Origin of the sequence: Pelosinus sp. UFO1 (assembly GCF_000725345.1) — a bacterium.
GTDB lineage: Bacteria > Bacillota > Negativicutes > DSM-13327 > DSM-13327 > Pelosinus.
The window spans coordinates 2,929,341-2,955,843 of record NZ_CP008852.1 but is presented as its reverse complement, the minus strand read 5'-3'; the positions used below and the strand labels follow the sequence as shown (position 1 = coordinate 2,955,843).

24 protein-coding genes and 1 other annotated feature are annotated in these 26,503 nt (G+C 39.6%); of the genes, 21 read left to right on the top strand and 3 right to left on the bottom strand.

Annotated elements, in window-relative coordinates:
- The 14 genes from UFO1_RS14030 (at position 1) to UFO1_RS13970 (ending at position 16,456) form a co-directional block, all read left to right on the top strand.
- A complete protein-coding gene (locus tag UFO1_RS14030; RefSeq protein ID WP_038671768.1) occupies positions 1 to 777 on the top strand; it encodes an ATP-binding cassette domain-containing protein in 777 nt (258 codons plus the stop codon).
- A gap of 38 nt (positions 778 to 815) precedes the next feature.
- On the top strand, positions 816 to 2,036 hold the full coding sequence (locus UFO1_RS14025) for a pyridoxal phosphate-dependent aminotransferase (protein WP_084159835.1): 1,221 nt from the start codon (positions 816 to 818) through the stop codon (positions 2,034 to 2,036).
- The gene (locus tag UFO1_RS14020; RefSeq protein ID WP_038671766.1) at positions 2,033 to 3,451 is read left to right on the top strand and encodes an FAD-binding oxidoreductase; all 1,419 of its coding nucleotides are present in this window, start codon (positions 2,033 to 2,035) and stop codon (positions 3,449 to 3,451) included. Before UFO1_RS14025 ends, UFO1_RS14020 begins: the two co-directional genes overlap by 4 nt.
- 131 nt (positions 3,452 to 3,582) lie before the next feature.
- Positions 3,583 to 4,623 (top strand): low specificity L-threonine aldolase, encoded by a 1,041-nt coding sequence (locus UFO1_RS14015; RefSeq protein ID WP_038671764.1) that lies wholly within the window; start codon positions 3,583 to 3,585, stop codon positions 4,621 to 4,623.
- Positions 4,624 to 4,992: 369 nt separating this feature from the next.
- Entirely contained in the window at positions 4,993 to 5,775 is a 783-nt protein-coding gene (locus UFO1_RS14010; RefSeq protein WP_038671762.1) for an amino acid ABC transporter substrate-binding protein, read from the top strand.
- A 71-nt stretch (positions 5,776 to 5,846) separates the two neighbouring features.
- Positions 5,847 to 6,500: an amino acid ABC transporter permease gene (locus UFO1_RS14005; protein ID WP_038671760.1), complete on the top strand. Its 654-nt coding sequence runs from the start codon at positions 5,847 to 5,849 to the stop codon at positions 6,498 to 6,500.
- 12 nt (positions 6,501 to 6,512) lie between these two features.
- A complete protein-coding gene (locus tag UFO1_RS14000) occupies positions 6,513 to 7,271 on the top strand; it encodes an amino acid ABC transporter ATP-binding protein (protein ID WP_038671758.1) in 759 nt (252 codons plus the stop codon).
- Between the two features lie 245 nt (positions 7,272 to 7,516).
- On the top strand, positions 7,517 to 8,407 hold the full coding sequence (locus UFO1_RS13995) for a LysR family transcriptional regulator (RefSeq protein ID WP_038671756.1): 891 nt from the start codon (positions 7,517 to 7,519) through the stop codon (positions 8,405 to 8,407).
- A gap of 591 nt (positions 8,408 to 8,998) precedes the next feature.
- Complete coding sequence (locus UFO1_RS25800; protein ID WP_236639199.1) at positions 8,999 to 9,199, top strand: hypothetical protein; 201 nt, start codon at positions 8,999 to 9,001, stop codon at positions 9,197 to 9,199.
- Between the two features lie 353 nt (positions 9,200 to 9,552).
- Positions 9,553 to 10,320 (top strand): formate/nitrite transporter family protein, encoded by a 768-nt coding sequence (locus UFO1_RS13990; RefSeq protein ID WP_038671754.1) that lies wholly within the window; start codon positions 9,553 to 9,555, stop codon positions 10,318 to 10,320.
- Between the two features lie 203 nt (positions 10,321 to 10,523).
- Positions 10,524 to 11,774, top strand: a complete 1,251-nt coding sequence (locus UFO1_RS13985) for a M20 family metallo-hydrolase (protein ID WP_038671753.1) — start codon at positions 10,524 to 10,526, stop codon at positions 11,772 to 11,774.
- Between the two features lie 179 nt (positions 11,775 to 11,953).
- Complete coding sequence (locus UFO1_RS13980; protein WP_038671751.1) at positions 11,954 to 13,255, top strand: amidohydrolase; 1,302 nt, start codon at positions 11,954 to 11,956, stop codon at positions 13,253 to 13,255.
- 374 nt (positions 13,256 to 13,629) lie between these two features.
- Positions 13,630 to 15,372, top strand: coding sequence for a methyl-accepting chemotaxis protein (locus UFO1_RS13975; protein ID WP_051788939.1), 1,743 nt, complete (start codon positions 13,630 to 13,632; stop codon positions 15,370 to 15,372).
- A 73-nt stretch (positions 15,373 to 15,445) separates the two neighbouring features.
- Positions 15,446 to 16,456: a TRAP transporter substrate-binding protein gene (locus UFO1_RS13970; protein WP_051788938.1), complete on the top strand. Its 1,011-nt coding sequence runs from the start codon at positions 15,446 to 15,448 to the stop codon at positions 16,454 to 16,456.
- A 62-nt stretch (positions 16,457 to 16,518) separates the two neighbouring features.
- Here UFO1_RS13970 and UFO1_RS13965 read toward each other — a convergent pair whose 3' ends face one another.
- From UFO1_RS13965 to aroF, 3 genes are read right to left on the bottom strand one after another with little or no spacing between them, the layout of a single operon-like run.
- Positions 16,519 to 17,016, bottom strand: coding sequence for a shikimate kinase (locus UFO1_RS13965; RefSeq protein ID WP_038671749.1), 498 nt, complete (start codon positions 17,014 to 17,016; stop codon positions 16,519 to 16,521).
- A gap of 12 nt (positions 17,017 to 17,028) precedes the next feature.
- Positions 17,029 to 18,096: a chorismate synthase gene (aroC, locus tag UFO1_RS13960; RefSeq protein ID WP_038671747.1), complete on the bottom strand. Its 1,068-nt coding sequence runs from the start codon at positions 18,094 to 18,096 to the stop codon at positions 17,029 to 17,031.
- Positions 18,097 to 18,152: 56 nt separating this feature from the next.
- On the bottom strand, positions 18,153 to 19,166 hold the full coding sequence (gene aroF, locus UFO1_RS13955) for a 3-deoxy-7-phosphoheptulonate synthase (RefSeq protein ID WP_038671745.1): 1,014 nt from the start codon (positions 19,164 to 19,166) through the stop codon (positions 18,153 to 18,155).
- A gap of 495 nt (positions 19,167 to 19,661) precedes the next feature.
- Positions 19,662 to 19,922: a binding site (T-box leader), on the top strand.
- 87 nt (positions 19,923 to 20,009) lie between these two features.
- Between aroF and trpD the strand changes: the two genes are divergently transcribed.
- The 7 genes from trpD to UFO1_RS13920 are packed head-to-tail and all read left to right on the top strand — an operon-like array spanning position 20,010 to position 26,482.
- On the top strand, positions 20,010 to 21,041 hold the full coding sequence (trpD, locus tag UFO1_RS13950) for an anthranilate phosphoribosyltransferase (protein ID WP_038671742.1): 1,032 nt from the start codon (positions 20,010 to 20,012) through the stop codon (positions 21,039 to 21,041).
- A complete protein-coding gene (locus tag UFO1_RS13945; protein WP_038671739.1) occupies positions 21,038 to 21,664 on the top strand; it encodes a phosphoribosylanthranilate isomerase in 627 nt (208 codons plus the stop codon). The genes trpD and UFO1_RS13945 overlap by 4 nt, the downstream gene beginning before the upstream one ends.
- Positions 21,658 to 22,422, top strand: a complete 765-nt coding sequence (gene trpC, locus UFO1_RS13940) for an indole-3-glycerol phosphate synthase TrpC (RefSeq protein ID WP_038671737.1) — start codon at positions 21,658 to 21,660, stop codon at positions 22,420 to 22,422. Before UFO1_RS13945 ends, trpC begins: the two co-directional genes overlap by 7 nt.
- Positions 22,423 to 22,461: 39 nt before the next feature.
- A complete protein-coding gene (gene trpB / locus UFO1_RS13935; RefSeq protein ID WP_038671735.1) occupies positions 22,462 to 23,643 on the top strand; it encodes a tryptophan synthase subunit beta in 1,182 nt (393 codons plus the stop codon).
- A complete protein-coding gene (trpA, locus tag UFO1_RS13930; protein WP_038671733.1) occupies positions 23,643 to 24,461 on the top strand; it encodes a tryptophan synthase subunit alpha in 819 nt (272 codons plus the stop codon). The genes trpB and trpA overlap by 1 nt, the downstream gene beginning before the upstream one ends.
- On the top strand, positions 24,436 to 25,935 hold the full coding sequence (trpE, locus tag UFO1_RS13925) for an anthranilate synthase component I (protein WP_038671731.1): 1,500 nt from the start codon (positions 24,436 to 24,438) through the stop codon (positions 25,933 to 25,935). Before trpA ends, trpE begins: the two co-directional genes overlap by 26 nt.
- Complete coding sequence (locus tag UFO1_RS13920; protein WP_038671729.1) at positions 25,919 to 26,482, top strand: aminodeoxychorismate/anthranilate synthase component II; 564 nt, start codon at positions 25,919 to 25,921, stop codon at positions 26,480 to 26,482. The genes trpE and UFO1_RS13920 overlap by 17 nt, the downstream gene beginning before the upstream one ends.
- The last annotated feature ends 21 nt before the right edge of the window (positions 26,483 to 26,503 follow it).

Here is a 26,503-nt window from a genome sequence, read left to right as displayed (position 1 = left end):
ATGCAAGTAAATAAAAAGACGATACATCTCAATATACAAAATCTTACTAAGAAATTTGGTGATATTTCAGTCTTGCAAGATGTAGAATTAGCAATTAAAGAAGGCGAATTTGTTGCCGTCGTAGGTAGAAGTGGCTGTGGAAAAAGTACCTTGCTAAGATTGATTGCAGGACTTGAACAACCTACAGAAGGCAATGTTTATTTAAATGATCATGTGGTTGATGGCATCAATGCTGAAACACGAGTTTTGTTTCAAGAAGCCCGCTTATTGCCATGGAAAAAGGTACTAAAAAATGTGCAAATTGGTGCCGTTAACAAGAATGAAGAAATTGCTAGGGCCGCTCTACGAGAAGTTGGCTTAGTTGATCGAATCAATGAATGGCCTTATGTCTTATCCGGTGGTCAGAAACAACGGGTAGCCTTAGCTCGTGCTTTAGCAGCTGATCCCAAATTACTCTTATTAGATGAACCTCTTGGGGCTTTGGATGCCTTAACTCGTATTGAAATGCAACAACTTATTGAAAGGTTATGGGTACAAAAACAATTTACCGTGGTTCTAGTAACCCATGATGTGAGCGAAGCAGTCGCTTTAGCTGATCGAGTTATTTTTATTGACCAGGGGAAGATTGGAATGGATGTACGAATTACCTTGGATCGTCCGCGAGTGAGGGATAATGATTTTATGTACTTTGAGAAATATATTTTAGATCGCGTTATGAGTAAGCAAGAAGATTATGAAGGGGATTTTCAGAAGAAGAAGGTTGAATATTCCATTTAGAGATTATGTTTGAAGTAAAAAGAAGGAGATTATATTGTATGGGAACGATAATAAATAAAAAACAACGTCCAATATCTTTGGCTAATCGAGTTCAAAATTTACAATTACCTGTATTTCGCGAAATTGCAGCTCTTGCTAAAGAGCGAGGAGCAATTAATCTAGGTGGCGGAACGCCTGACTTTGCAGCACCCATAGAAATTAAGGACGCTGCAGTAAAGGCAATACAGTCGGATTGCAATCAATATGCTCTTTCACAGGGAGTATTAGAACTGCGCGTTGGCATTGCCAAGAGACTCGACCAGCAACATGATGTGGAATTTGACTCAGAAACAGAAATTACTATCTGCAGCGGTGCAACAGAAGGCATTGCGGCATCTCTACTCGCAGTGGTTAATCCTGATGATGAAGTCATCATTTTGGAACCAGCATTTACTATTTATGCACCAGATGTTGTTCTTTGTGGAGGGAAACCTGTATATGTACAACTTTCTCCACCTCTCTTTCGTATTGAACGAGAGGCAATTGAAGCCGCCTTATCTCCTCGAACAAAGGCTATTCTTATTAATTCGCCGCACAATCCTACAGGGCGGGTTTTTGAGATCGAAGAACTTACGATTGTGGCAGATATCTGCAAGGGGTATGGCTTATTGGCCATAACTGATGAAATTTATGATGAAATCGTTTTTGATGACACCAATCCGCCTAGGTTATGGACACTATCAGGGATGAGGGAACGTACGATTATTGTTAATGGATTTTCAAAAACATACAGTGTAACGGGTTGGCGTCTTGGATATGTTGTGGCTCCCCCTGAGCTTACTAAAGGGATACGAATTGCTCATAATTATTTAACAATTAGTGCTGCCGCACCATTGCAAGAAGCTGCTATAGAGGCTATTGGTTTTCCTGACTCATATTATCAAGACCTTAGAAATGCTTATAAGGTCAGGCGTGATCTATTAGTTAAAGGGTTAGAGAGACTTGGCATTCCTTGCTTAGTGCCCGAGGGGGGATATTTCTTGTTGGCAGATTTTAGTCATTTGGGCTGGGACGACGATGTTGCTTTTAGCAAGCAACTTATCGAAACTATTGGGGTGGCGGCTGTGCCCTTATCCGGCTTTTACCAGAATATTTCTAAAGATGGGCAACTTTTATTGCGCTTTGCATTTTGCAAAACAGAAGAAACACTGCGAACTGCTCTTTTACGGCTTGAAAAAATAGAGTTATTGCAAAGAGGGCAAAAGGAGACTATAAAATGACGGTTTATAACAATGTAACAAATGAAACTTTACTGGAATTGAGAGAAACTCTTGGTAGTGAGCATGTAATTGCTGGTGAAACTATATCAAGTGAGTATACACACGATGCTGGGACTAAGGATGACAGACGGTGGTTACCGGAAGTTGTAGTTTTCCCCGGGAATAGGGATGAGGTAGCTCAAATTCTCCGTTTAGCCAATCGTCAGTTGATTCCCATAACACCTCGTGGTGGTGGTAGTGGTCTTGCAGGAGGAGCGGTGCCGATACATGGAGGCATTGTCATTGATTTACGTCGTATGAATAAAATCTTACATGTCGATTCTAAGGCAAGATACATGGTAGTGGAACCAGGCGTTCCCACTTTGCAAATTCAGCAGGAAGCAAAAAAACATGGTTTGCTTTATGCTGGAGATCCGTGTAGCAGCGATGATTGTGTGATTGCTGGCAATGTGGCGACAAACGCTGGTGGTAACCGGGCCGTAAAGTATGGGGTTACAGGAGATCAGGTGTACGAATTAGAAGTCGTAACCCCGCAAGGTGAGGTCATTATCTTAGGCGGACGTTTAAAAAAGAATTCTACAGGATATGGGTTGGTTAAATTAATCATTGGATCTGAGGGTACTTTAGGTATCATTACCCAGATAACTCTGAAACTTCATCGTCTTGCGCCTCTATTACCCAGCTTTTTGGCAGTATTTCCAGACATCAAGACGGCTCTTACTTTGGTGGGCATTTTAGTAGAGGATTCGATTGATCCTATTTCCTTAGAATTGATTGATAAACAGACGGTTATTGCCATCGAAAATTATCTTAAGAAACCGATATTTAAAGATGATGAGGGTGATTGCTTAATTATACAGTTAGAGGCTCAAGATGTAGTGGAATTAACGAGGAAACAAGAGCGACTTACACAAGTTTGTAATGCTCATGGTTGTAAGAGTATTGAAAAAGTTAACGGTGATACAATATGGGAAGGACGCAGGAAGTGGGGGGCGGCTATTAAAGTTAACAATCCCGTCGGTATTTCTGAAGATATTGTTGTTCCTGTCGATGAAATTAATATTCTTATTGAAAAACTAGGAATTCTCATTACTGAATTTGACTTTGAGTTTCGTATTGCAGGGCATGCAGGCGATGGCAATATACATTTACGGATTTTTCCTGGAATGAGCCCATTAGCTCTATGGGAGGAGCAACTTAGCACTTTTCGGCATCGCCTGTATGAGATAGTATATCAACTTGGTGGTCGTCTGTCGGGAGAACATGGGATTGGTTTTAAACGCAAATATTTTTTAAAGAACATCATTCAGCCGGCCGAACTTGAACTAATGAAAACTGTGAAAAAAGCATTTGACCCTAATTTGATCTTAAATCCCGGCAAGATTTTTGATATGAAGAAAGAGGAAGTAATATAAATAGAAGCTTCGAAAGACTTCGCGGATATTCCGTTGAAGTCTTTTATATTTTTTACATAAGTGAAAAGGGGAAATGCTAAGTATTGATGAAATAATATACTAAGCTAATTAGCAAAGGGGATAGATGAAGAATGTATAGTTTCAAGAATGATTATAGTGAAGGAGCTCATCCCAAAATATTGCGTGCTCTAATCGAAACGAACTTAGAGCAAGTTGAAGGTTACGGTGAAGATTATTATACACGTAAGGCCGTTGAGCTGTTAAAGGAAAACATTAAGAAAAAAGATATCGATATTCACTTATTTTCTGGTGGTACACAAACAAATCTCACTGCGCTTTCGGCTTTTTTAAGACCACATGAAGCGGCAATTGCAGCCAATACAGGTCATATTCTAGTCCATGAAACGGGAGCGATTGAGGCTACAGGACACAAAATTATTTCTATTGAAGTACAGGATGGGAAAATAGGGCCAGAACATCTCAAAACAGTCTTAGAGATTCACGCTGACGAGCATATGGTGAAGCCAAAATTGGTTTATATTTCAAATCCTACAGAAATTGGGTCAATCTACAAAAAGAAAGAATTAGCAGAGTTAAGTCAGTTTTGCCGAGAGAATCAACTTTTTTTATACGTGGATGGGGCAAGGCTAGGTTCCGCCCTATGTTCTAATGAAAATGACATGGAACTTTCTGATCTAGCGATGTTAGTTGATGCTTTTTACATAGGGGGAACCAAGAATGGTGCTCTCATGGGCGAAGCTCTTGTTATTTGCCGAGATTCTCTTAAAGAGGATTTCCGCTTTCATATGAAGCAAAAAGGAGCACTCCTTGCCAAGGGGAGGTTGCTTGGGATACAGTTTCTAGAGCTTTTCAGAGATGGTTTGTACTTTGACTTGGCAACACACGCCAATGAGATGGCAAGTTTACTAAGGGAGGGAATTAGCCAGGCAGGTTATTTGTTCCTAACTCATTCCCCGTCGAATCAAATTTTTCCTATATTGCCCAATGGAATAATAACAAAGCTTCAGGAAAAGTATTCTTTTTATGTTTGGTCACAGGTGGACTCGGAGCACTCTGCCATTCGCCTTGTCACCTCTTGGGCGACAAAGGAGGATGCTGTTAGGGAATTTATTGAGGATCTTAAAGGTCTATGCAATAAAAATAACATGTAACTAATAACATGACAAAGCGGCATGGCTACCTAGTGTAGTTCATGCCGCTTTTTTACGGAATCAGAAAGTATAACACTTCCTTGATTCCAAGTAAGAACGACTAAGGCTTCTGCCTGCGTCCGAGCTTGGCACAAGTCAAGTCTTTTCTTTTCTTATCTTATACATATTCACATTATGGCTAGAAGTAGCATGTGAAAGTGGATGAAAAATTTAAAAATGAAATAAAACAAAATAAGGAGATTGAAGGAGTAAAGGAAAGGAAGATGATTTTAAATTTTATAATTGCACCAATTTAACTCTTTCTAATTTTACCGTACTAAAGTATAATATCCAATATGAGATGAAATACATTGTGTGGAGGATTTACATATGAAAAAAATAGTTACGTTAGTTTTGTTACTTATGATGGCTGGTTTGGTAATCGCAGGATGTGGTAGTGCGGATACAAAAACACCAGTACAGAAAAAGATTGTAATCGGTTTAGATGATAGCTTCCCTCCTATGGGCTTTAGAGATGACAAGAACAACATCGTTGGTTTTGATATAGACATGGCAAAAGAAGCGGCTAAAAAATTAGGAATGGAAGTAGAGTTCAAACCTATCGATTGGAGCAGTAAAGAAGCGGAGTTAAATGGGAAAAGAATTGATGCCTTGTGGAATGGCATGAATATTACTGAAGAACGCAAAAAGAATGTATTGTTTAGTGAACCCTACATGGAAAGTAAACAGTTAATCTTCGTTCTTGCAGGCTCCCCGATTAAAAGTGCGGCGGATTTAAGTGGGAAAGTAGTGGCTGTACAACAAGCTAGTATTGGTGAAGAAGTAGTAGTAAAAGATGCAACATTAAAAAGCTCTTTAAAGGACTTCAAAGTTTATCCTGACTTTATTGCTGCGTTTATGGATCTTAATACGGGTAGGGTAGACGCTGTTGTTACTGACGAAATCCTAGGAAGATACTATATGTCCAAAGAAAAGGGCAAGTACGTAGCGATTGAAAAGCCATTGGGCGAAGTAGGAACTTATGGCATCGGATTTAGAAAAGAAGATAAAGAACTTCGTGATAAAGTACAAAAAGTACTTGATGAAATGAAAAAAGATGGAACTTCTGCAAAAATATCGCAACAGTGGTTTGGAGCAGACATAGTTAAGTAGTAATAGAAGTAGGCTAATGGTATTTGCCATTAGCCTTCAATTTTGCAGGATCAGTAAAGAGGAGAAGATCAATGGAAAAAGTAATAACCATGATGGGGCCAATGCTAGACGGAGCTAGTGTTACACTGGAAATGTTTTTTATTACCTTAGTGTTATCAATCCCATTAGGCTTAGTTTTGGCATTAGCTCGAATATCAAAATATAAACCTTTACGTTTTTTAGTAGAAATCTATGTTTGGTTAATGCGTGGCACACCGTTAATGCTTCAGCTCTTATTTGTATATTATGCCTTGCCTCTCATTCCTTATATTGGGATTAAATTGCCAGATTTTTCTGCAGCAATTGTCGCTTTTGTATTTAACTATGCAGCATATTTTGCAGAAATTTTTCGTGCAGGAATTCAATCCATCGAACGGGGTCAGTACGAAGCTAGTAAGGTATTGGGTATGACTTATATACAGACGATGAGGCGAATTATTTTGCCCCAGATGATTAAGCGTGTATTGCCTCCTATTAGTAATGAAACAATCACTCTTGTAAAAGATACCTCCCTCATTTATGTTTTGGCGATGAATGACCTTTTGAGAACGGCGAGAACGATTGTACAGAGAGAATTTGATATGACCCCCTTTATCATTGCAGCAGTATTTTATTTGGCGATGACACTTGTATTAACTTGGATGTTTAATAAACTTGAACAGCGCTATGCAGCATATGATGAGTAGGAGTGAATTTTTATGAATATGATACGTTTAAGAAATATACGCAAAAGTTTTAATGGCCTTGAAGTACTAAAAGGTATTAACTTAGAAGTGATGCAAGGGGAAGTGGTTGCCATTATTGGACCTTCAGGTTCAGGTAAAAGTACACTTCTTAGATGTTTAAATAGGTTAGAAATTATTGATCAGGGAACCATTGAAATAGAAGAAGAAGTTCTAGCTGCCGATGGTGCAGATGGGCGATGCCAGTATGTTCGTGAGGAAAAGGCCCGGATGATTTGTCATAAGATGGGCATGGTGTTTCAGCAATTCAATTTATTTCCTCATATGACGGTGCTTGACAATGTTGTTGAAGCGCCTATGGTTGTAAAGGGAATAAAAAAGGAAATTATTATTCCTGAAGCTGAAGAATTACTGCGCAAAGTAGGTTTGTTTGCCAAGAGGGATAGTTATCCCTCTCGATTATCTGGAGGTCAGCAACAGCGGGTTGCTATTGCTAGAGCCCTGGCTATGAAGCCTGATATTATGTTATTTGATGAACCGACGTCAGCCTTAGACCCAGAGTTGACAGGAGAAGTATTAAAGGCTATGCGTCAGTTGGCACAAGAGCATATGACTATGTTAGTAGTTACCCACGAAATGGCTTTTGCCCGTGAAGTGGCCCAGCGTGTTATTTTTATGGATAATGGCGATATTGTTGAGCAAGGCACACCAGAACTATTATTTAATAGTCCGACACAAGCTCGTACCCAGGCGTTTTTAAGTAGTATGCTATAAAAGACAGCTAAGATGACTGCTCCTTAGGATTATTCCTAGGGAGCAGTCGTCTTATTCTGTATTAACGAAATTGAAAGTTACTATTACTTATATCCATATAGGGTATGGATAGGAGATATTTTACTTACTCACTTATCTCTACTAGAATGAATATAAGTAATATATACAAAATGAAAAAATCACATAGACATTTTTACAAATTATGGTTATTATTTAAGTAAAAACGGTATTGGTTTGGTGATGTAATGGACATAATTCATTTGGTATATTTTACTGAAGTGGCGCGTCAAGAAAGCTTTACAAAAGCATCTGAGGTATTATTTGTTTCTCAATCTACCATAAGTAAATTAATCAAAAATTTAGAAAGTGAATTGGGCGTATCCTTATTTCATCGTGCTCCAAAGCGGGTAATTCTTACCGATGCAGGGGTATTGCTATTTGAAAAAGCAAAAATTATTTTAGATACGTTAAATAGTATTAATACGGAATTGTATAATTTAGCTGGTACTCCTAGCGGTAATTTAAAGATTGGAATTTCTCCAATGGTGCAAACCCTGTTTCCAAAAGCGATAGCTGAGTTTAGTTCTCTTTATCCTCAAATTACCATCGACTTGATGGAAGTTGGGTCGATAAAGATTGAGAAGAGAATTCAAGAGGGTACCCTTGATGTTGGTATTGTTGTATTACCAACAAAAACGAAGGCGGAATTAGAAACGGTTCCTTTTCTAGAAGATCCGTTAATGCTGATTGTGAATTCAAGTCATCCCCTAGCCAATAGATCCATTGTTGATATTAGTGAGCTGCGTGATGAATCTTTTGTATTATATAGAGATGACTTTGCCTTGCATGATCATATTCTAGATAAATGTAAAGAACTTGGGTTTACTCCTAAAGTTGTTTGTGAAACTTCTCAATGGGATTTTATGGTTGATATTGTGGCGTCAAAATTAGCAATCGCTTTTCTTCCTCAAACCATATGTGCCAAATTAGATCTTCAATCAATTACCTATTTGCCTTTGAAAAATCAAATTAAACCATGGCATTTGGCGATTGCATGGAAAAGCAACACCTATCTTAGCTACGCTTCGAGGGCTTGGTTGGAATACATCTTTAAGATGTTTGGTATAGCGAAATAATTTTATGAAAAAAGGAGGAAATAAGAATGGACACTAACAATATTTTTGCACAAAGCGATAAGACTGCGTTAGTCATGGGAGCTTTTAGTGTTGTACTCCTTGGGCTTGTAATTTCTATTTTGAAAATTTTTACGTAATGTAGGTAAAAGTAAATTGAAATGGAAAAGAGTAAGCAGGCGTTTGCCTGCTTACTCTTTGTTATTATGGCATATTTGTAGGTAGTGGCACTTTTTAATCCTTTTGCATAAATCGGATATACCAGTGGGAATCATTTTTCTGGTTTTCCGAGTTTAAGGAAAAGCTTCCACACACTCGTTGAAGTGAATGTATTAAGTCAACTGGGACAGGTTTTCCGCAGCATATACAGGAAAGGTAATCGGTTTTTGGTATGTCAGTGAGTGGAATAGCAAAAGTTCGAGTGCAGGACAAACAGGTAAATTCAATTGTCATAGCACGCCTCCTTACTAGTATTGTTACTAATTTCTATATATGTATGTGTTTTCCTGCAAAAAAATATTTAATTGGAATAAAATACCACGTATTCTATTCTGTAATTAAACCATACTATGTAGTGTAAAGGGTTCGTAATGGTTGAGCCAAGACCGGTGCCGGATCTTAATAGGGTTCGGTATTGGTCGGCCAAAGATTATTGTCGGGTCGAAAGGTTCGGCAGTAGTCGGCGGGCAGATCGTTATATGTCTTGTAAGGCTGTACGGCAGCCCAACTGTTGTCGTATGGTCAAAAGGGATGTGTAACGGTCGAGCTAAGACTGTCATGGGTGCTGAAGTATAGGGGTCGGCCGTTGTCGAGAGATTGCGACCGGTTCGGTAGGTATCTGTGGCAGTCGAGCAAAGGTCAGTATCGGTTGTGTAATGCTTGTGGGTAGTCGAAAGATTGCGTATAGGTATGTAATGATCGGTATTGGCTGTAGCGTAGATCATTACGGGCTCTTTTTAAAAGCTACTGGAATATTCCAGTAGCTTTTTAATTATGAAGGTCATCTAAGTTTTTATGTGAGCGCTACCGAATAATGTGTTTTTTCTAAATGTCGGCATAACGTGGTGATATGAATCACAGACCACATTGGGTTTGTGGGATACGATGATGTTAGCTTTTGGAATAGTCATTACGTGTTGGAGGTTTATATGTATTACGAAGAGATTAATAAACTGTCGGCTGCTGCTCAGGTAAAGAGTAAGTTCCTCAAGAAAAGTCCCTTGAAGTATTTACTCTCAGCAGCTCTTGCAGGAATGTACGTTGGATTTGGCATTTTACTTATTTTTAGTATCGGTGGTATATTATCCCAAATAGATTCTTCGGCAATACGCATTATTATGGGAATCTCTTTTGGTATTGCATTAAGTCTAGTCATTATGGCAGGATCTGAACTTTTTACAGGCAATAATATGATTATGACAATTGGCAACATGGAAAAGAAAGTGACAATCCGTCAGTCAATGAATATATACCTTATTAGTTTTATTGGTAATTTATTAGGTTCGGTTTTAATATCCTACTTATTTGTTTTATCAGGGCTTGCACAAGGAAGTACAGCTATTTTCATGGCTAAGGTTGCTCATACCAAAGTGACATTACCATGGAGTGAACTGCTAGTAAGAGGAATATTGTGTAATATACTGGTCTGCCTTGCGATTTGGTGTTCTTTCAAAATGAAGGAAGAGACGGGAAAGCTGATTATGGTTTTTTGGTGCTTATTTGCCTTTATTACAACGGGATTTGAGCATAGTGTAGCGAATATGACTTTATTATCTACGGTACTTATCATGCCTACTCTGGAAGGCATTACTGTAACTGGATTTTTGTATAACATTAGTTTTGTAACCATCGGGAACTTTATTGGTGGTGCACTTTTTGTTGGCTTACCATATTGGTATATATCACAGCAAGAATAAAATTGCGAATACTTTGTCTCTTTTTACAATAAAAGGTATTATATTGACATTGTGAAATAAAAGGTTTACACTTAAATGGAAGTTTTCAACAATGGCAATGGCGCCTAGGTCTATAGACCTAGGTGTTTATTTTTACTTTGTATAAGGGTTGCATTGTAAGTTATAAAGTTAGGTACTAAAATTTGAAAAAGTGAGATGATTGCATGGTTAGTTATAAGCGATTAGAACAAAATTTTCAACGCCTAGCAATGATAGGAAATCAGGAAGGAGGAGGCATTACACGACTGGCCTTTAGTGACAAAGACTGGGAAGCACGTGAAGTAATCATAGAACTTATGAAGCAAGCGGGACTTACAGTTCGAGTTGATGGGTTTGGTAATCTTATTGGCCGAAAAAATGGTGTATGCCCTAACCAACCAGTAGTAATGCTAGGTTCTCATATTGATAGTGTCCCTAATGGTGGGAATTATGATGGGGTTGTTGGTGTACTAGGGGCAATAGAAGCATTGCAATGTTTAGAGGATACAAAGGAAATACATGATCATCCAATTGAAGTAGTTGTGTTTATGGCGGAGGAGTCAAGTCGTTTTGGGGTTGCTACCTTAGGCAGTAAAGCCTTTTGTGGTAAGCTCTCTTTTGAGAAGTTAGAGCAATATAAGGATAAGGACGGCATTTCCTTAAGTCAAGCAATTAGGCAAAGAGGGCTTGTGCCAGAGAACATTAACAAAGCCCAATATGAGGACCCGATTAAGGCCTTTTTGGAGTTACATATTGAGCAAGGGAAAGTGTTAGAGACAACGAGAAAGCAAATTGGAATTGTCACTGGCATAGCAGCACCTACCCGTTTAAAGGTAATTATTACGGGGCAGGCAGACCATTCAGGAGCCACTCCAATGCATATGCGGCAAGATGCATTAACGGCTGCCGCCGAAGTTATTTTACAGGTGGAACAGTTGGCAAGATCGGTTGGACACCAAGGCGTGGTGGGGACAACAGGAGTTATTAAGGCAGATCCAGGCGCAATCAATGTAATTCCAGGAAGAGTAGAACTAGGAATTGATATACGCAGTATTTCTATAGATAGCAAGCAATGGGTAGTGAGTGAGCTTTTAGCAGCGATGGATAGAATGAAGAAACAGCGAAATGTAGGTATTGAGATTATTACCATTACCGATGAAGTTCCTGTACAGTTATCAAAAGAAATGACAGTAGTGTTACAGGAGGTATGTAGCAAACTCCCATATCAAAGCATGTTGATGCCGAGTGGTGCGGGGCATGATGCTATGCACTTAGCGTCTTTTGCTCCTACAGGTATTGTATTTATACCATGCAAAGAAGGAATCAGTCATAATCCTGCGGAATTTGCTAGTATAGATGATGTGGTAGCTGGAACAGAAATACTATTATCCGCAGTCCGGGAAATTGCTAGAAAAGAATTCTCTTGGAAAAAATAAAGAATTTTTTTATGTTAATTGGTATTCATCCTATTGCAGCGACGGGAGACGGGCTAATACACGTTAAGTGTATTAGTGTTCAATTCAAAGCTGAAATATGGTTCTCACTTTAATAACCGCTATGTTGATTATAATGGAAAAGGATAATAGTGATTTAGTAAAGATAAAGGAGATTGGAAATGAATTCAAGAATTTTGGAATTAGCTAAGGCGCAGAGCGAAAAAATTATCACTCGTCGCAGAGACTTTCACAATTATGCGGAAGTTGCATGGACTGAATTTCGGACGGCTTCCATTGTGGCAGATGCCTTGACGGGCCTTGGTTATCAAGTACTCACTGGGGAAGAGGTTATTAATCAAGAAGCAATGATGGGAGTGCCATCAGCAAAAGAATTGGCAGAACAGGAAAAAAGAGCTTTAGAACAAGGGGCTAATCCAGCATGGTTAGCAAAAATGAGAGGCGGTAAGACTGGGGTGGTAGGTATTATGCATTTTTCTCAGCCCGGTCCTACAGTAGCTTTTCGTTTTGACATGGATGCCAATGATGTGGTAGAGGCTGAAGTAGAGGGGCATAGGCCTTATAAAGAAGGTTTTTCCTCTGTCAACAAAGGAGCTATGCATGCTTGTGGTCATGATGGTCATACAGCAGTAGGCTTAGCTCTAGCTGAAGTATTGGTTGGCTTAAAAGATGTATTAAAAGGAACAGTAAAGCTCATATTCCAACCAGCAGAGGAAGGAGTTCGGGGAGCTAAAGCGATGGTAACTCGTGGTGTGGTAGATGATGTAGATTATCTAATTGGTATGCATTTAGGTTTTGCTTTAAAGAAGAGCAATTCTGTGACTTGTCATACTGAGGGATTCTTAGCAACTACGAAGATAGACGCAGTTTTCACTGGTGTTCCTGCTCATGCAGGTGCCGCGCCAGAAGTAGGGCGTAACGCATTACTTGCTGTGTCGGCGGCGGCTTTGAATCTTCATGCTATTTCACGCCATAGTAAAGGAGCATCGCGGATTAATGTAGGATTTATACAAGCTGGAACAGGCCGGAATGTAGTGCCAGCAAATGCAGTTTTGAAATTAGAAACCCGGGGGACTAGTAGTGAAATTAACGAATATATGTATAAAGAAGCGGTGCGAATTCTGAAAGCTGCAGCTGCTATGTATGATGTCACTGTAGAACTTACAGAAATGGGCGGCGCTGTTGGATGTGAAAGTAATCCGGAATTGGTAGCAAGACTTCAACAAGTAGCTGTAGATAGTGGTTTATTCGATGAAGTCATACCTTCTGTCAACCTTGGAGGCAGCGAGGATTGTACTTACTTCATGGAGCGCGTCCAGCAAAAAGGCGGACAGGCAACTTACTTAATTGTAGGAACAGAATTAATGGCAGGGCATCATGATTCACATTTTGATTTTAATGAAGAAGCCCTTGTTTCGTCTACGGCATTACTGGGAGAGATGGCTGCTGAGCTATTGAAGTAATAACTTATTAAAATTTTTTAGAAAGTAAATGTTGAATGCCCTATTGTAATGTGTTTTACGTTACAATAAGGCATTTTTTTATTTTTTATAAAATTTGAATTAAATAGTTATAAAAAGCGGGGAATTATGACGAAAAATGTTATAATTTGCATAGTGGAATTGTTCCTTACGGAAAGCGTGCTGCTAAAGGGCGGTGGCAGTGATCTAAATATCGACTTTATATAAGCAACGTCTGGGATTTTTAGTAGTTTTTTGCTTTTATTAGTTACAATTTTGTTAACAATATGTTAAACTTAATTTAATTAAAAAAGTAAGTAAATAAATGGTATGATTTCAAATTTACCATTCATTTATAAAAAAGATTAGAAAGGTAGGTGAAACAGCTTTTTGAAAGTAAGAATATTCTTTACTTTCAAAAAGCTCGGTCTATGCGAATTACCATCGGCAGGAAGATTATTTTAGCAGCTATTATTTTATTATCATTATTTGTTAGCATTAATATTTATACCTTCTATCAAATTAACCAAACCAAGGACAAGTATAGTTATCTTATTACTGAAGTAACGCCTGAAATCCAAGATGTTAAGGATGTAAATACAGAGCTATGGTATCAAAATACGCAAATTAGAGGGTACATACTTACTGGAAACCAAAACTATGCTCAATTATACCAAAACTCCAAACAAAAGACGGCAGATACCCTAGAAAGATTAGAGAAAAAGATGACTTCTCCTCAAGCAGTAAAGGAAGTTGCCGTCTTAAAAATGGCTGTTAAGACCTATAATCAAACATTAGAACAAGGGCTGAAAGTTCGGGATAAAGTAGGAATTCAAGATACGATTAAATACATGGATTCAACAGGGCAAAGAGCAGATGCAGTGGTAAAAATCATGGATGACTTTATTGTTTTCACTAATCAAGAAATTAGTGAAAAAGTAAATGAAACAAATGAATCCATTGCTACCATGCAAAAAATCATTGCAATAATTGATATAAGTATTTTTTTAATTCTCATTTTTGCTGCGACTATTTTAGGAAAGAAAATTGGCAGTGTACTGGGCAATGTTGCTAAAATTGCTGAAGAAATAGCAGAAGGAAATTTAACACCAAAATCTGTGAAATATAATTATAATGATGAAATAGGGGATTTAATTGGCTCTTTCAATGTAATGGTGAGCAAACTTAGGAACTTGATTCAGCAGGTAGCTATGGCAACAGAGCAAGTTTCGGCGGCAAGTCAACAACTGAATGCGAGTACGGAGGAAACAGCTAGATCTGTTACCTATACTGCAGAAATCGCCAGTCATGTTGCGGGGGATACTTTTAAACAAGAAGAAGGTGTAGAACATACTACTAAAGTGACCCAAGAGATGTCCTTGACGATTGGTAACATTGTAGATAGCGTAACGGCGGTGTCAGCTAACTCAGAGCAAACGGCGCATGTTGCAAAAGAAGGCGGAGAAGCTGTCTTAGGTGCTGTTACTCAAATGGCAATGATAAATGATGTAGTAACAAAATCGGCTCAAAATATCGAACAACTGAATCACAGTTCCACGCGAATTGGAGAAATTATTAGTGTAATTCGGCAAATCGCTGATCAAACTAATTTATTAGCTCTTAATGCCGCAATTGAGGCTGCAAGAGCGGGAGAATCTGGGCGTGGTTTTGCTGTTGTTGCTGATGAAGTGCGAAAATTAGCAGAGCAATCTCATCGAGCTTCTGAAGAAATCGCTTTAATCATTCAAGACATTCAGAAAGAAACTTTGAATGCGATAACTATAATGGACCAAGGAACCCAAGAAGTACATAAAGGGACTGTTGTAATTTCCAATACAGGTGATCAATTTAAAAATATTGTTACATTAGTTGAAGACTTAAATAGGCAGATTCAGTCCATTAGCTCTGCAGCGGATACACTACATTTAGCAAGTGGTACAATGGTTGATTCTGTAACAAATATAAGAGAAATTACCCATAATACTTCTACGAATATACAGACGATTTCTAGTACTTCTGAAGAGCAGTCGGCAACGATGGAGGAAATTGCTTCTGCCAGTATTGATTTAACAAACTTAGCCGAAAAATTGCGAGAAACAGTGAGCCAGTTTAAGTTATAGTGTATGTCGTTTATTTGAAGTGAAAAAGGGGGTAGGTTAATTGTTCCTTAGCTGAACGGTTAACTGCGATATTATGAAAAAAACAGGATATTATAAAATAGTAGGAATAGTATTTGCGATCATTATCATAATTGGTGCAGGATTTAGCTTTTATGCGAAAAGCACATCTACAGTGTCGAAAGAAAAATCGGTCATTCTATTAAAAGCGACGGATAATCAGCCAGAAGACTATCCTACAACTAAAGGATTAAGGTACATGGCAAAATTATTAGAAGAAAGAAGCAATGGACATATTAAGATGACAGTGTACAGCAGTGCCATCTTAGGGGATGGAAAGGATATTCTTGATGCTACGCAAGTGGGAACTTTAGATATTGGTCGGATAAGCGTTTCTTCATTAGTGGGTTATTCTCCAGAACTTAATGTTTTTATGACACCTTTTCTTTTTCGTGATGCGGATCATGAGTGGAAGGTACTTGATGGTCCGATAGGAGAAAAATTACTAAAAGGCCTAGAAAAAAACGGTTTTGTTGGGTTGGGTTACTATGATGCGGGAGCGCGTAGTTTTTATTCCAAAAAACCCATTCAATCCCCTCAGGATTTATTGGGTCAAAAGACAAGAGTCTTAGATGTTAAAATTCAAAAAGAAATGATAGTGAGTATGGGAGGAGAACCTTTAACAACGCCATTTTTAGATGTATATCCGGGATTCCAAACGGGAGCTCTCGATGCAGCAGAAAATAGCCCACCAAGTTTCTATTCTACCAAGCATTATGAATTAGCAAAGTATTTTACCATTACGGAACATGTATCTGTTCCTGAAACAATTATCATTAGCAAGAAAACTTGGGATACTCTTTCACCGCAAGATCAAGAGTTAATTCAGCAAGCTACCAAAGATTCTACAGTGTATCAAAAGCAACTGTGGAGTGAATTTTCAAAACAGTCGATGGAGAAGTTAAAAGAACAAGGCGTCAATGTTATTATTCCTAATAAAGAATTATTTCAGCAAGCTGTTGCACCACTTTATGCTAAATATCCCGAATATAAAGATTTGATAAAAGAAATTCAAGATACGAAATAAAGATAAGGCTTCACGGAAGATTCGTGAAGCCTTATCTCTTTATACTAAGAAATTCATTATAATTATTGAGATTCTTTTATAATAGTTACTATTTGTTCGGCAGCTTTTTCTAAGATTCCATGATTCGGAATACGAAAATGACAATAGTTTTCATACAGGTGTTTACGTTCTTGGTGAAGTGTATATATTTTATTATTATCCTCGGCTAACAAGGGACGAGTGGTAAGATCAGAAGATGCTAATATCATTGGAAGGGGGCGTTCAATATAAAATATAATACCTGTTTCTCTCAGAAGTACCATATTTTCTGGACGAGTAACAATACCGCCGCCAGTGGCAATAACTAGGGAGTTTTCACGATAGAGTTCCTTGACTGCGTTACTTTCTATTTGACGAAAGTAAGCTTCTCCTGATAGGAAAAGTTCAGGAATTTTTTTTTGTTCTTTTACTTCAATATAGTGATCGATATCAAGAAAGGTAGTTTTTAGCTTCTCGCTTACCATAGCGCCAATCGAGGATTTACCAGATCCGGGCATACCAATGAGTACAATATTCTTCATAGTGACCTCCTGCTATAAGACATCCCATAGGGCCATTGCAGTAACGGCTTCTACTACTGGCACAGCACGAGGTACAATACAAGGGTCATGACGTCCACCGACCGTGATGGAGACGTTTTCCCCTTTGCTGTTTATGGTATGTTGCTCAAGAGCGATAGAAGGTGTTGGCTTAATTGCTACACGGAAAATAAGGGGCATGCCACTAGAGATTCCACCAAGGATACCGCCATTGTGATTGGTAGAAGTTATGATGTTATTGTTTTGGTTATACATGGCATCATTTGCCTGACTGCCATTTAATTGAGCAAAAGCAAAACCTGCACCAAATTCCACGCCTTTAACGGCAGGGATAGAGAATAATAGATGTGCCAGTGTGCTTTCTAAAGAGTCAAAAAAAGGTTCTCCTAGCCCAGCAGGTAAGTGAATAGCGGCTGCTTCAATGACACCGCCGACAGAGTCGCCTCGAGATTTAGCAGCAAGAATACATTCTTGCATTGCTTCACCTAACAAGGGGTCAAGGGCGGGAAAAGCTTGATTGCCTAATTGGTCAAGTGTTTCCTTGTCAACCGCGACGGCATCAAAGTTAGCTTCCGCTGTGGAAGCGATGCGCTGTATATGGGCACCGATGAAAATGTTTTTCTGTCTAAGAAGCTGTTTGGCAATGGCGCCGGCAAAGACTAGAGGAGCTGTGAGGCGGCCAGAAAAATGCCCTCCGCCTCTTAAGTCATTGCACCCTTTGTACTTTACAGAACCAGAATAATCTGCATGGCCAGGACGAAATGTAAAGGCGAGGGAATCATAGTCTGTGGACTTTTGATCCTGATTTTCAATGATGGCGCATAGCGGGCTCCCAGTGGTTTTACCATTTAAAAAACCACTCCAAATGGTAAAGGCATCTGTTTCGTTACGTGCTGTTGACAAAGGATTTCTTCCAGGTGCACGACGTTCTAATTCTCTAGTTATTTCCTGCAAGTCAATTTCTAGGCCAGGGGGCAGTCCGTCAATCGTAATGCCAATCCCTTTTCCGTGGCTTTCGCCAAAAATTGTATAATGAACTTTTTTACCCCATGAGCCACTCATTTGTTAACCTCCTGAAGTGAAGAATTCGGAAAAGCGAGAACTTTTACCGTCAAAATTTAAATAGCCCTGTTTTCAATTTTTGCAAGCTGGCCTAAGGTATCCATTAATGCGGAAAAGCGCTCCGGTGTAATGGATTGTGGACCATCGCAGCTAGCATTAGCTGGGTCATTGTGTACTTCAATAATAAGTCCGTCAGCACCAACCGCAATGGATGCTTTGGAGAGGGCCTCTACCATCCACCATTTTCCGGCGGCATGACTAGGATCAACGATTACAGGAAGATGACTTAGTTTTTTTATCGCGAGTACGGCACTTAAGTCGAGAGTATTACGTGTGTAAGTTTCAAAAGTACGAATGCCTCGTTCACATAAAATAACATTTTCATTGCCTTCTGCCATTATATACTCTGCTGACATCAGTAATTCTTCAATGGTTGCACTTAATCCTCGTTTTAATAAGATCGGCTTATTCGTTTGGCCTACCGCCTTTAGGAGATCAAAATTTTGCATGTTACGGGCACCAATTTGTATGATGTCAACGTCTTCCACAAACTTATCCAAGGTAGCAATTGACATCATTTCAGATACGATTGGCAGTCCTGTTTCTTTTCTAGCGATTTTGAGTAATTCAAGTCCCTCTTCTTTTAAACCCTGGAAGCTATAAGGTGATGTTCTTGGTTTGTAGGCACCACCACGTAAGAAGCCGGCACCGGCCGCTTTCACTTGATTCGCTACGGTAACAATTTGGTTTTCGTTCTCGACAGAGCAAGGGCCTGCAATGATGGTTAATTTATTCCCACCAACGGTTTGGTTTCCAACGGAAAAGACACTGTTTTCTGGATGAAAGAGCCGATTGGCTTTTTTATAAGGTTCTTGCACGGATAATACCTTCTCTACATAGTTTTTACTAGCTAGCTTATCTTTATCAAGTTTGTGAGTACTGCCCACTACACCGATAATAGTCTGGAACTCTCCATAAGTAGGCCAAGCGCTGCAGCCACCTTTTTCTAATTCTGCTTTCAATTCATTGATTTGTTCTGCTGTTACAGAAGGATGTAGTACGATAACCATAAGTAATAGCCTCCTAATTTTTATTTTATCATGAAAAATTTGATTCTAGGTAAAAAAAATAAGACTCACATGAGTCTTGTAGAGATGCTAGGAATGGATTGTAATTATCCATTAGATGTCATCCTGACATTCGCATCTAAATACTCATTGAAAAACCATACATTTACTTTTTTCCAAGCGAAAAAGTCGAAGCTAAAAAAGTAGCTCCAACCAAAAAAGTAAAAATATTGTTGTTCAATTTCTTTATGCATGTGAAGTGTCATGAGAACATCCTCCGATAAAGCTTAGTTGAGTTACTGAACTTCCAGTAACTGTTTCTCATTATATCAAAAGATTTAAAAGTGTCAAGCAATAGTTTTATTTTTAATATAAAATTAATAAATGTTACATATAAGTTAGAAGAAAGATACACTTGTACAGTGTGAGGGAACAAATTAATAAAAAACTCTTGACAAGGACGAAATTATTGAATAGAATGTGCGTAAATAGAATTTGTAATTAGCGATGATCAGGATGAGTAGATAATCAAACGTTGGATCAGCGAGTCGGTGACCAGGAAACTGGAGGTGTGATGACCGGCCCAAAGAGGTTATGGAATGGACCTGTGAGCTGTTCATGCGAACACGTTGTGTTAGTAGGATGAACCGGTTGCCACCGTTATGGGGCTAGGGTATCGGATTTCTATCCCGTACCTGAATAGAGGGAAAGCTTTGCTTTCCAAATTAGGGTGGTATCGCGAACCATTTCGCCCCTTTCGGGTCGGAGTGGTTTTTTTATATTCATTTTTAACATTTGGGGAATCTAGGGTACTAGTATTAGGTTAATTTGTAAGGAGGAATGGCTATGTTTAAGGAGTTTTTAGCACAGGTGATCGCGGGTGAACATTTATCACGTCAAGGTGCACAGCAGTCTATGGATATGATTATGTCTGGGCAAGGGAGTGAGGCACAAATTGGTGCTTTTATTACGGCATTACGGATGAAAGGAGAAACCATTGAAGAGATTACTGGCTTTGCTGAAACCATGCGTAGCCATTCCTTGAAAATAGAATGTGGTAGTAAGGATATGATTGATACCTGTGGCACGGGAGGTGACAAAACAGGCACCTTTAATGTATCCACAGCGGTAGCCTTTGTCTTGGCAGGTAGCGGTGTTGTTGTTGCCAAACATGGTAACCATGGATTATCTAGTTCTTGTGGTAGTGCCGATGTACTGACGGCTTTAGGTGTTCGTGTGGACTTACCCACAGAAGGCATAATCCAGTCGGTGGCTGCTATTAAGTTGGGCTTTTTATATGCTCCTTCTTTTCATAAGGCTATGAAGTATGCTGCCAAACCCCGCAAAGAGTTAGGGTTTCGTACCGTATTCAATATGCTAGGACCCTTAACCAATCCTGCTGGAGCCAACTATCAATTAATTGGTGTGTATGAACGTTCTTTAACTCCTAAGCTGGCAGAAGCCTTAGGGATGTTAGGAGTAAAGAGAGCAATGGTAGTACATGGTCTGGACGGTTTAGATGAAATTTCAACGACGGCACCCACCCAGGTGACAGAAGTCAACGGACAAACGACTCGAACCTATATGATTGATCCTACCGAGTTTGGTTTTAGTGGTGGTGGCTTAGACGCATATCGTGGCGGAACGCCGGAAGACAATGCTAACATTATTTCGGATATTTTCCGAGGAAATTTATCCGGTCCGAAACGTGATATTGTGTTACTTAATGCAGGAGCTGCTTTTGTTGTTGCAGGCAAGGCTGAAAACATAAAGGAAGGTATCGCAATTGCTGCCAAGAGTATTGACAGTGGTGCTGCCTTAGCTAAAATGCAGGAACTGAAAAATTTCAGTCAAGGGTATAAGGAAAGCAAAATATGATCATCAAGATTTGTGGTATTACCTCTACTGCGGTAGCCCAGGCAGCTAAGGAAGCGGGGGCTGATTTACTGGGTTTTGTATTTGCTGAGAGTAAGCGCCAGATCCCAGTAAAAGAGGCGATAAAGATTGTGCAGCAAGTAAAAGGCATTGGTAAGGTTGGCGTCTTTGTTAATAAATCTCTGCAAGAGGTACAAGAAATTGCTCAGTGTTGTAAATTGGATTTTGTCCAACTTCATGGAGAAGAGAGCCTTGAGTATTGCCGATTAGTTGGTCGTCCTATTATAAAGGCTTTTCGAGTAGGTCCCGAGTTTGTTATTGAGAGGTGTAAGGAATATCCTGTTAGTTGGATTTTATTAGATAGTTTTTCGCCCGGTCAATATGGTGGAACAGGAAAAACCTTTGATTGGCAGTCTATGAAGAGTCTTTCCCGTCAAGTTACACTTCCGTTAATGGTGGCTGGCGGTCTTACGCCTGAGAATGTTGCGTTAGCAATCCAAACAATGGCTCCTAAAGGGATTGATGTTTCAGGAGGGGTAGAAACAAATGGTAAGAAGGATCTTGATAAAATCCAACAATTTATTATTGCTGCTCGCAAGGCAGAAAGAGGGGGCAGAACATGCTGAACCAAATTGTCATGAAAAAGCGTCTTGAGGTAGAAGTACGCAAAAAACAACAACCCTTGTCTAGTTTTAGGGAAGGTATAAAAAAAGGCCATTTTTCTTTTTATAAAGCTATCAAAGAAGCTCCTTGGGCACTTATTGCAGAATGTAAGCTAACTTCTCCAGTGAAAGGTCAACTATGCACTAACTATACAGAAACTCAATTAGCAGAATTATATACGGTAAATGGAGCAACGGCTCTTTCTGTTCACACCGATTTGCACTTTAATGGGAAGTTAGAAAATATAGCAGCGGTAAGGGCCGTTACGAGTTTACCTATATTACGTAAAGATTTTATTATTGATGTTTATCAGATTTATGAGTCTAGGCTGGTAGGAGCAGATGCCATCTTGTTGATTGCCGCTGTGTTAACGGATGCAGAAATAGAAGAGTACTTAGGGATTGCCAAGGAACTAGGGTTAGATTGTTTAGTAGAAGTTCACACCTTAGAAGAGCTTCTTAGGGTGCAAAAAACTTCGGCTAATTTAGTGGGAATTAATAATCGGGATTTGAAGACCTTTAAGACAGATATTAGCAATACATTTTCCTTATTGCCTCATTGTTCTAGCGACGTATTGTTAATTAGTGAGAGCGGCATTAAAACAGGAGAAGATGCAAGAAGGCTAGAGCAGGCAGGAGTCAAAGGAATACTCGTCGGGGAAGGGTTGGTTCGAGCCCAAGACATTAGTAGTATGACCCAAGAAATGGCTTTACGAAAATAAAGTGATAAATGATGGATATAAAACAAGGAGGAATTCTACATGCCTGATAAAAACGGACGATTTGGAGATTTTGGAGGACGGTTTGTACCTGAGACGGTGATGCCAGCCTTGCTTCAATTAGAAGAGAGTTATGGGAAATTGAAAGATGAGGATTCTTTTAAGGCAGAGTTGAGTTTTTATCTAAGGGAATATGCCGGTCGCCCTACGAAATTGTATTTTGCCAAAAACTTGACAGAACATTATGGGCGGGGAAAAATTTATTTAAAACGAGAAGATTTACTTCATACAGGCGCTCATAAAATCAATAATGCCATCGGGCAGGCGATACTTGCTCGGCGGATGGGAAAAAAGAAAATTGTTGCTGAGACTGGTGCTGGTCAACATGGGGTAGCTTGCGCTACGGTTGCTGCACTTTTTGGCTTAGAATGCCGGGTATATATGGGGAAAGAAGATATTGAAAGGCAAGCTCTCAATGTGTTTCGTATGCGTCTTTTAGGTACAGAAGTAGTACCTGTAACTAGTGGAACGGGCACGTTAAAAGATGCCACAAGCGAAGCCATTCGTTACTGGGTTACGAATGTAGAGGATACTCATTACATTATTGGTTCTGTGGTTGGGCCTCATCCTTATCCCATGATTGTCCGGGATTTTCAAAAAGTGATCGGCGAAGAAGTGAAAGAAGAAATGAAAACCCAAGCCATAGGAACGCTAAAATATATGGTGGCTTGCGTAGGTGGCGGCAGTAATGCGATGGGGATATTTTATGCTTTTCGTAATGATAAAGAGGTCATTAAGATTGGTGTGGAAGCAGCAGGGAAAGGCGTTACTACAACGGAACATGCAGCATCCTTAACCAAAGGGCGGCCAGGTGTACTTCATGGAGCTTTTAGTTATTTATTACAAGATGAGGATGGTCAAATTATAGAACCTTACTCCATTTCTGCAGGCCTTGATTATCCAGGAGTGGGCCCAGAACATTCCTTTTTTAAAGATAGTGGGATTGTAGAGTACAAAGCGGTAACTGATGAAGAAGCATTGGGAGCTTTTCAACGTTTAGCTCGTGTAGAGGGCATAATTCCTGCTCTTGAGAGTTCCCATGCTTTGGCTTACTTAGAAGAAATTATGCCTAAGACAGAGTCTGATGAGGCGGTTATAGTTTGCCTTTCTGGTCGTGGTGATAAAGATGTGGATATGGCAGTAAAAGTAATGGGGGGATTATGATGGTGAACTTGGAGGAAAAGTTACAAGGATTAAAGGCTTCTGGCAAAAAAGGGCTTATTGTATATATAACGGCTGGTTATCCTGATTATGCGTCAACATTAGATGCAGTTCTTGCAATGGAGAAGGAGGGCGCTGATGTTGTCGAAATTGGTATTCCTTTTTCTGATCCCATTGCTGATGGCCCTGTCATTCAAAAGGCAGCGACCTTGGCTTTAAAAGCTGGTGCCACAACAATAAAATCCATACAATTAATAAAAGAAATACGGAAACAGTCGGCGATACCTTTAGTAGTGATGACCTATGTAAATAGCATAATAGGTTATGGGATGGAGAAGTTTATTGCTGCTTTTGCTGAAGCTGGAATCAATGGTCTAATTGTACCTGATCTACCTATTGAAGAATCCCCTCTATTAGAGAATATTTGCCATAAGGAAGGTGTTTCTCTAATTCAGCTCATTGCCCCCACCTCGACAACAAATCGAATTCATAACATTAGCCAGAAAGCGCAGGGCTTCTTGTACTGTGTTTCTAATACAGGTGTTACTGGAGTACGAAATATTGATTATAGTCAAATAGGCTCTGTTATAGCTACGGCTCGCCAGGCTACGGATATTCCTATGGCAATTGGTTTTGGTATAGGGTCTCCAGAAGGGGCTGCTGCGGCTGCTCAGTACGCAGATGCAGTGATTGTTGGTAGTGCTATACTAGAGAAACTTACCACGGAAGGTGTTACAGGGGTCCGCACCTTAGTTCGCTCTATTCGTAAAAGGTTAGATGAGGAGAGTGGCTATTGTGAAGATAGTTCCAAGTCAAAGTGACTTTTGCCATTTGGCAAAAGAGCATAATTTGATTCCTGTTTATATCGATATTTCTGCTGATCTAGAGACTCCTGTTTCCATTTATTCTAAAATTACTGGTAATGATCCTGGTTTTATTCTAGAAAGCGCTGATACGAGTAAAGCTTTTGGTAGATATTCTTTTATTGGCGCACAACCTTTTGTCACAGTTACCGGGAAAAGCAAACAGTCACAGGTTACCATGGAAGAAGAGACGCAACTCATTGATGAGCCGCCCCTCATTGCGTTAAAACAGGTTTTAGAACGATTTTCCTTTCCTGATATCGCTGGCTTACCACCATTTAGTGGCGGTGCTGTAGGGTACTTTAATTATGAAACCGTGGGGACATGGGAACGTATTAGAGGGCTAATGATTCCTGATGAAGAAGTGTTGGGAGAGTTTATGTTCTGCCGTGTCATAGTTGTAATGGATCATTTAACCCATTCTGCGAAGCTGCTTTATTTGGCGAGCGTAGATTTGCAGGACAACATCGGGAAGGTTTATGAAAAAGCGATACAACAGCTGCAACATTTAATGGATAAGTTGCAGCAACCAGTGGTGCTACCCGGTAATTTAGGTAGTAGGACAGAAGAATCAGAGGTGAAAACAAAATTTGAAGTCGATGAGTCTTCTATCAAAGAGAATTATATAGAGATGGTAAAAAAGGCAAAGGAATATATCGTAGCAGGAGATATATTTCAAGTCGTGTTATCTAAGCCCTTTTATAAAAAACTGACAAAGACACCTTTTGCTTTGTATCGACGCTTACGCCAAGTTAATCCATCTCCTTATATGTTTTATATTAATGTAGGTCATCGTCAGATCGTGGGGGCTTCTCCCGAAACTCTTGTTAAATTGGAGGGGGGGAATATTTTTACTTGTCCGATAGCAGGCACGAGACCCAGAGGTAAAAATTCGGAGGAGGATGAAGTTCTAGCAGCCGAATTGTTAGCGGATGAAAAGGAAAGAGCGGAGCACTGTATGCTAGTCGATTTAGGCCGTAATGATGTTGGGCGAGTGAGTGTGCCAGGTACAGTAAAGGTTCGTCGCATGATGGAGGTAGAATACTTCTCTCATGTGATGCATTTGGTTTCTGAAGTATCTGGTGTACTTGATCCGAAATATTCGCCTATCGATGTATTGTCTGCTTGTTTCCCAGCGGGAACGTTAAGTGGTGCACCTAAAGTGCGGGCCATGGAGATTATACATGAATTGGAGCAAGCGCCTCGTGGACCTTATGGGGGAGCTGTAGGATATTTTGATTTTAGAAAAAATATGGATACTTGCATAACCATACGTACCATGGTGATTGATGGAGAGCAGGTAGGGATTCAAACGGGGGCTGGAATTGTTGCCGATTCTGTACCTGAAATGGAATACCAAGAAATTATAAATAAGGCGAAAGTGCTATTTAAGGTTATCGGGGAGGATGAGAATTATGATTTTAATTATTGATAATTATGATTCCTTTACGTATAATGTGTATCAATACATTGCTAGTTTAGGGTATGTGGTAGAAGTTGTTCGCAATGATCAAACCACGGTAGAGGAAATTGCCGCAAAGAATTATTCGGCTATTATTATTTCACCAGGCCCTGGGACTCCTGATGATGCAGGAATCAGCAAAGAGGTAATTGCAAAATTTGCTGGGCAAGTACCTATTTTAGGCATTTGTCTTGGGCATCAGTCAATTGCCGAGGTATTCGGCGGGCGGGTCGTGCGTGCACCAAAGCCCGTACATGGTAAGGTATCCTTTGTGCACCATAGTGGAACTGGAATCTATCAAGGTTTACCTCAACCCTTTGTAGCAGGACGGTATCACTCGTTACTAGTAGATTCAGAAAGTGTGCCTGCTTGTCTGGAAGTAACGTCTAAAACAGAAGATGGTTTGATCATGGGGCTTAAGCACCGGGAATATACAGTAGAGGGAGTGCAATTTCATCCTGAGTCTGTATTAACACCTGAAGGCATGAAATTGTTTAATAATTTTTTACAAAAATAACATTACTTATGCGTAATGGGA

What these genes read in the sequence shown, in the direction of transcription:
- UFO1_RS14030 (WP_038671768.1), top strand. Translation starts at nt 1, where the DNA reads ATGCAAGTAAATAAAAAGACGATACATCTCAATATACAAAATCTTACT.
- UFO1_RS14025 (WP_084159835.1), top strand. Translation starts at nt 816, where the DNA reads ATGGGAACGATAATAAATAAAAAACAACGTCCAATATCTTTGGCTAAT.
- UFO1_RS14020 (WP_038671766.1), top strand. Translation starts at nt 2,033, where the DNA reads ATGACGGTTTATAACAATGTAACAAATGAAACTTTACTGGAATTGAGA.
- UFO1_RS14015 (WP_038671764.1), top strand. Translation starts at nt 3,583, where the DNA reads ATGTATAGTTTCAAGAATGATTATAGTGAAGGAGCTCATCCCAAAATA.
- UFO1_RS14010 (WP_038671762.1), top strand. Translation starts at nt 4,993, where the DNA reads ATGAAAAAAATAGTTACGTTAGTTTTGTTACTTATGATGGCTGGTTTG.
- UFO1_RS14005 (WP_038671760.1), top strand. Translation starts at nt 5,847, where the DNA reads ATGGAAAAAGTAATAACCATGATGGGGCCAATGCTAGACGGAGCTAGT.
- UFO1_RS14000 (WP_038671758.1), top strand. Translation starts at nt 6,513, where the DNA reads ATGAATATGATACGTTTAAGAAATATACGCAAAAGTTTTAATGGCCTT.
- UFO1_RS13995 (WP_038671756.1), top strand. Translation starts at nt 7,517, where the DNA reads ATGGACATAATTCATTTGGTATATTTTACTGAAGTGGCGCGTCAAGAA.
- UFO1_RS13990 (WP_038671754.1), top strand. Translation starts at nt 9,553, where the DNA reads ATGTATTACGAAGAGATTAATAAACTGTCGGCTGCTGCTCAGGTAAAG.
- UFO1_RS13985 (WP_038671753.1), top strand. Translation starts at nt 10,524, where the DNA reads ATGGTTAGTTATAAGCGATTAGAACAAAATTTTCAACGCCTAGCAATG.
- UFO1_RS13980 (WP_038671751.1), top strand. Translation starts at nt 11,954, where the DNA reads ATGAATTCAAGAATTTTGGAATTAGCTAAGGCGCAGAGCGAAAAAATT.
- UFO1_RS13970 (WP_051788938.1), top strand. Translation starts at nt 15,446, where the DNA reads ATGAAAAAAACAGGATATTATAAAATAGTAGGAATAGTATTTGCGATC.
- UFO1_RS13965 (WP_038671749.1), bottom strand. Translation starts at nt 17,016, where the DNA reads ATGAAGAATATTGTACTCATTGGTATGCCCGGATCTGGTAAATCCTCG.
- aroC (WP_038671747.1), bottom strand. Translation starts at nt 18,096, where the DNA reads ATGAGTGGCTCATGGGGTAAAAAAGTTCATTATACAATTTTTGGCGAA.
- aroF (WP_038671745.1), bottom strand. Translation starts at nt 19,166, where the DNA reads ATGGTTATCGTACTACATCCTTCTGTAACAGCAGAACAAATCAATGAA.
- trpD (WP_038671742.1), top strand. Translation starts at nt 20,010, where the DNA reads ATGTTTAAGGAGTTTTTAGCACAGGTGATCGCGGGTGAACATTTATCA.
- UFO1_RS13945 (WP_038671739.1), top strand. Translation starts at nt 21,038, where the DNA reads ATGATCATCAAGATTTGTGGTATTACCTCTACTGCGGTAGCCCAGGCA.
- trpC (WP_038671737.1), top strand. Translation starts at nt 21,658, where the DNA reads ATGCTGAACCAAATTGTCATGAAAAAGCGTCTTGAGGTAGAAGTACGC.
- trpB (WP_038671735.1), top strand. Translation starts at nt 22,462, where the DNA reads ATGCCTGATAAAAACGGACGATTTGGAGATTTTGGAGGACGGTTTGTA.
- trpA (WP_038671733.1), top strand. Translation starts at nt 23,643, where the DNA reads ATGGTGAACTTGGAGGAAAAGTTACAAGGATTAAAGGCTTCTGGCAAA.
- UFO1_RS13920 (WP_038671729.1), top strand. Translation starts at nt 25,919, where the DNA reads ATGATTTTAATTATTGATAATTATGATTCCTTTACGTATAATGTGTAT.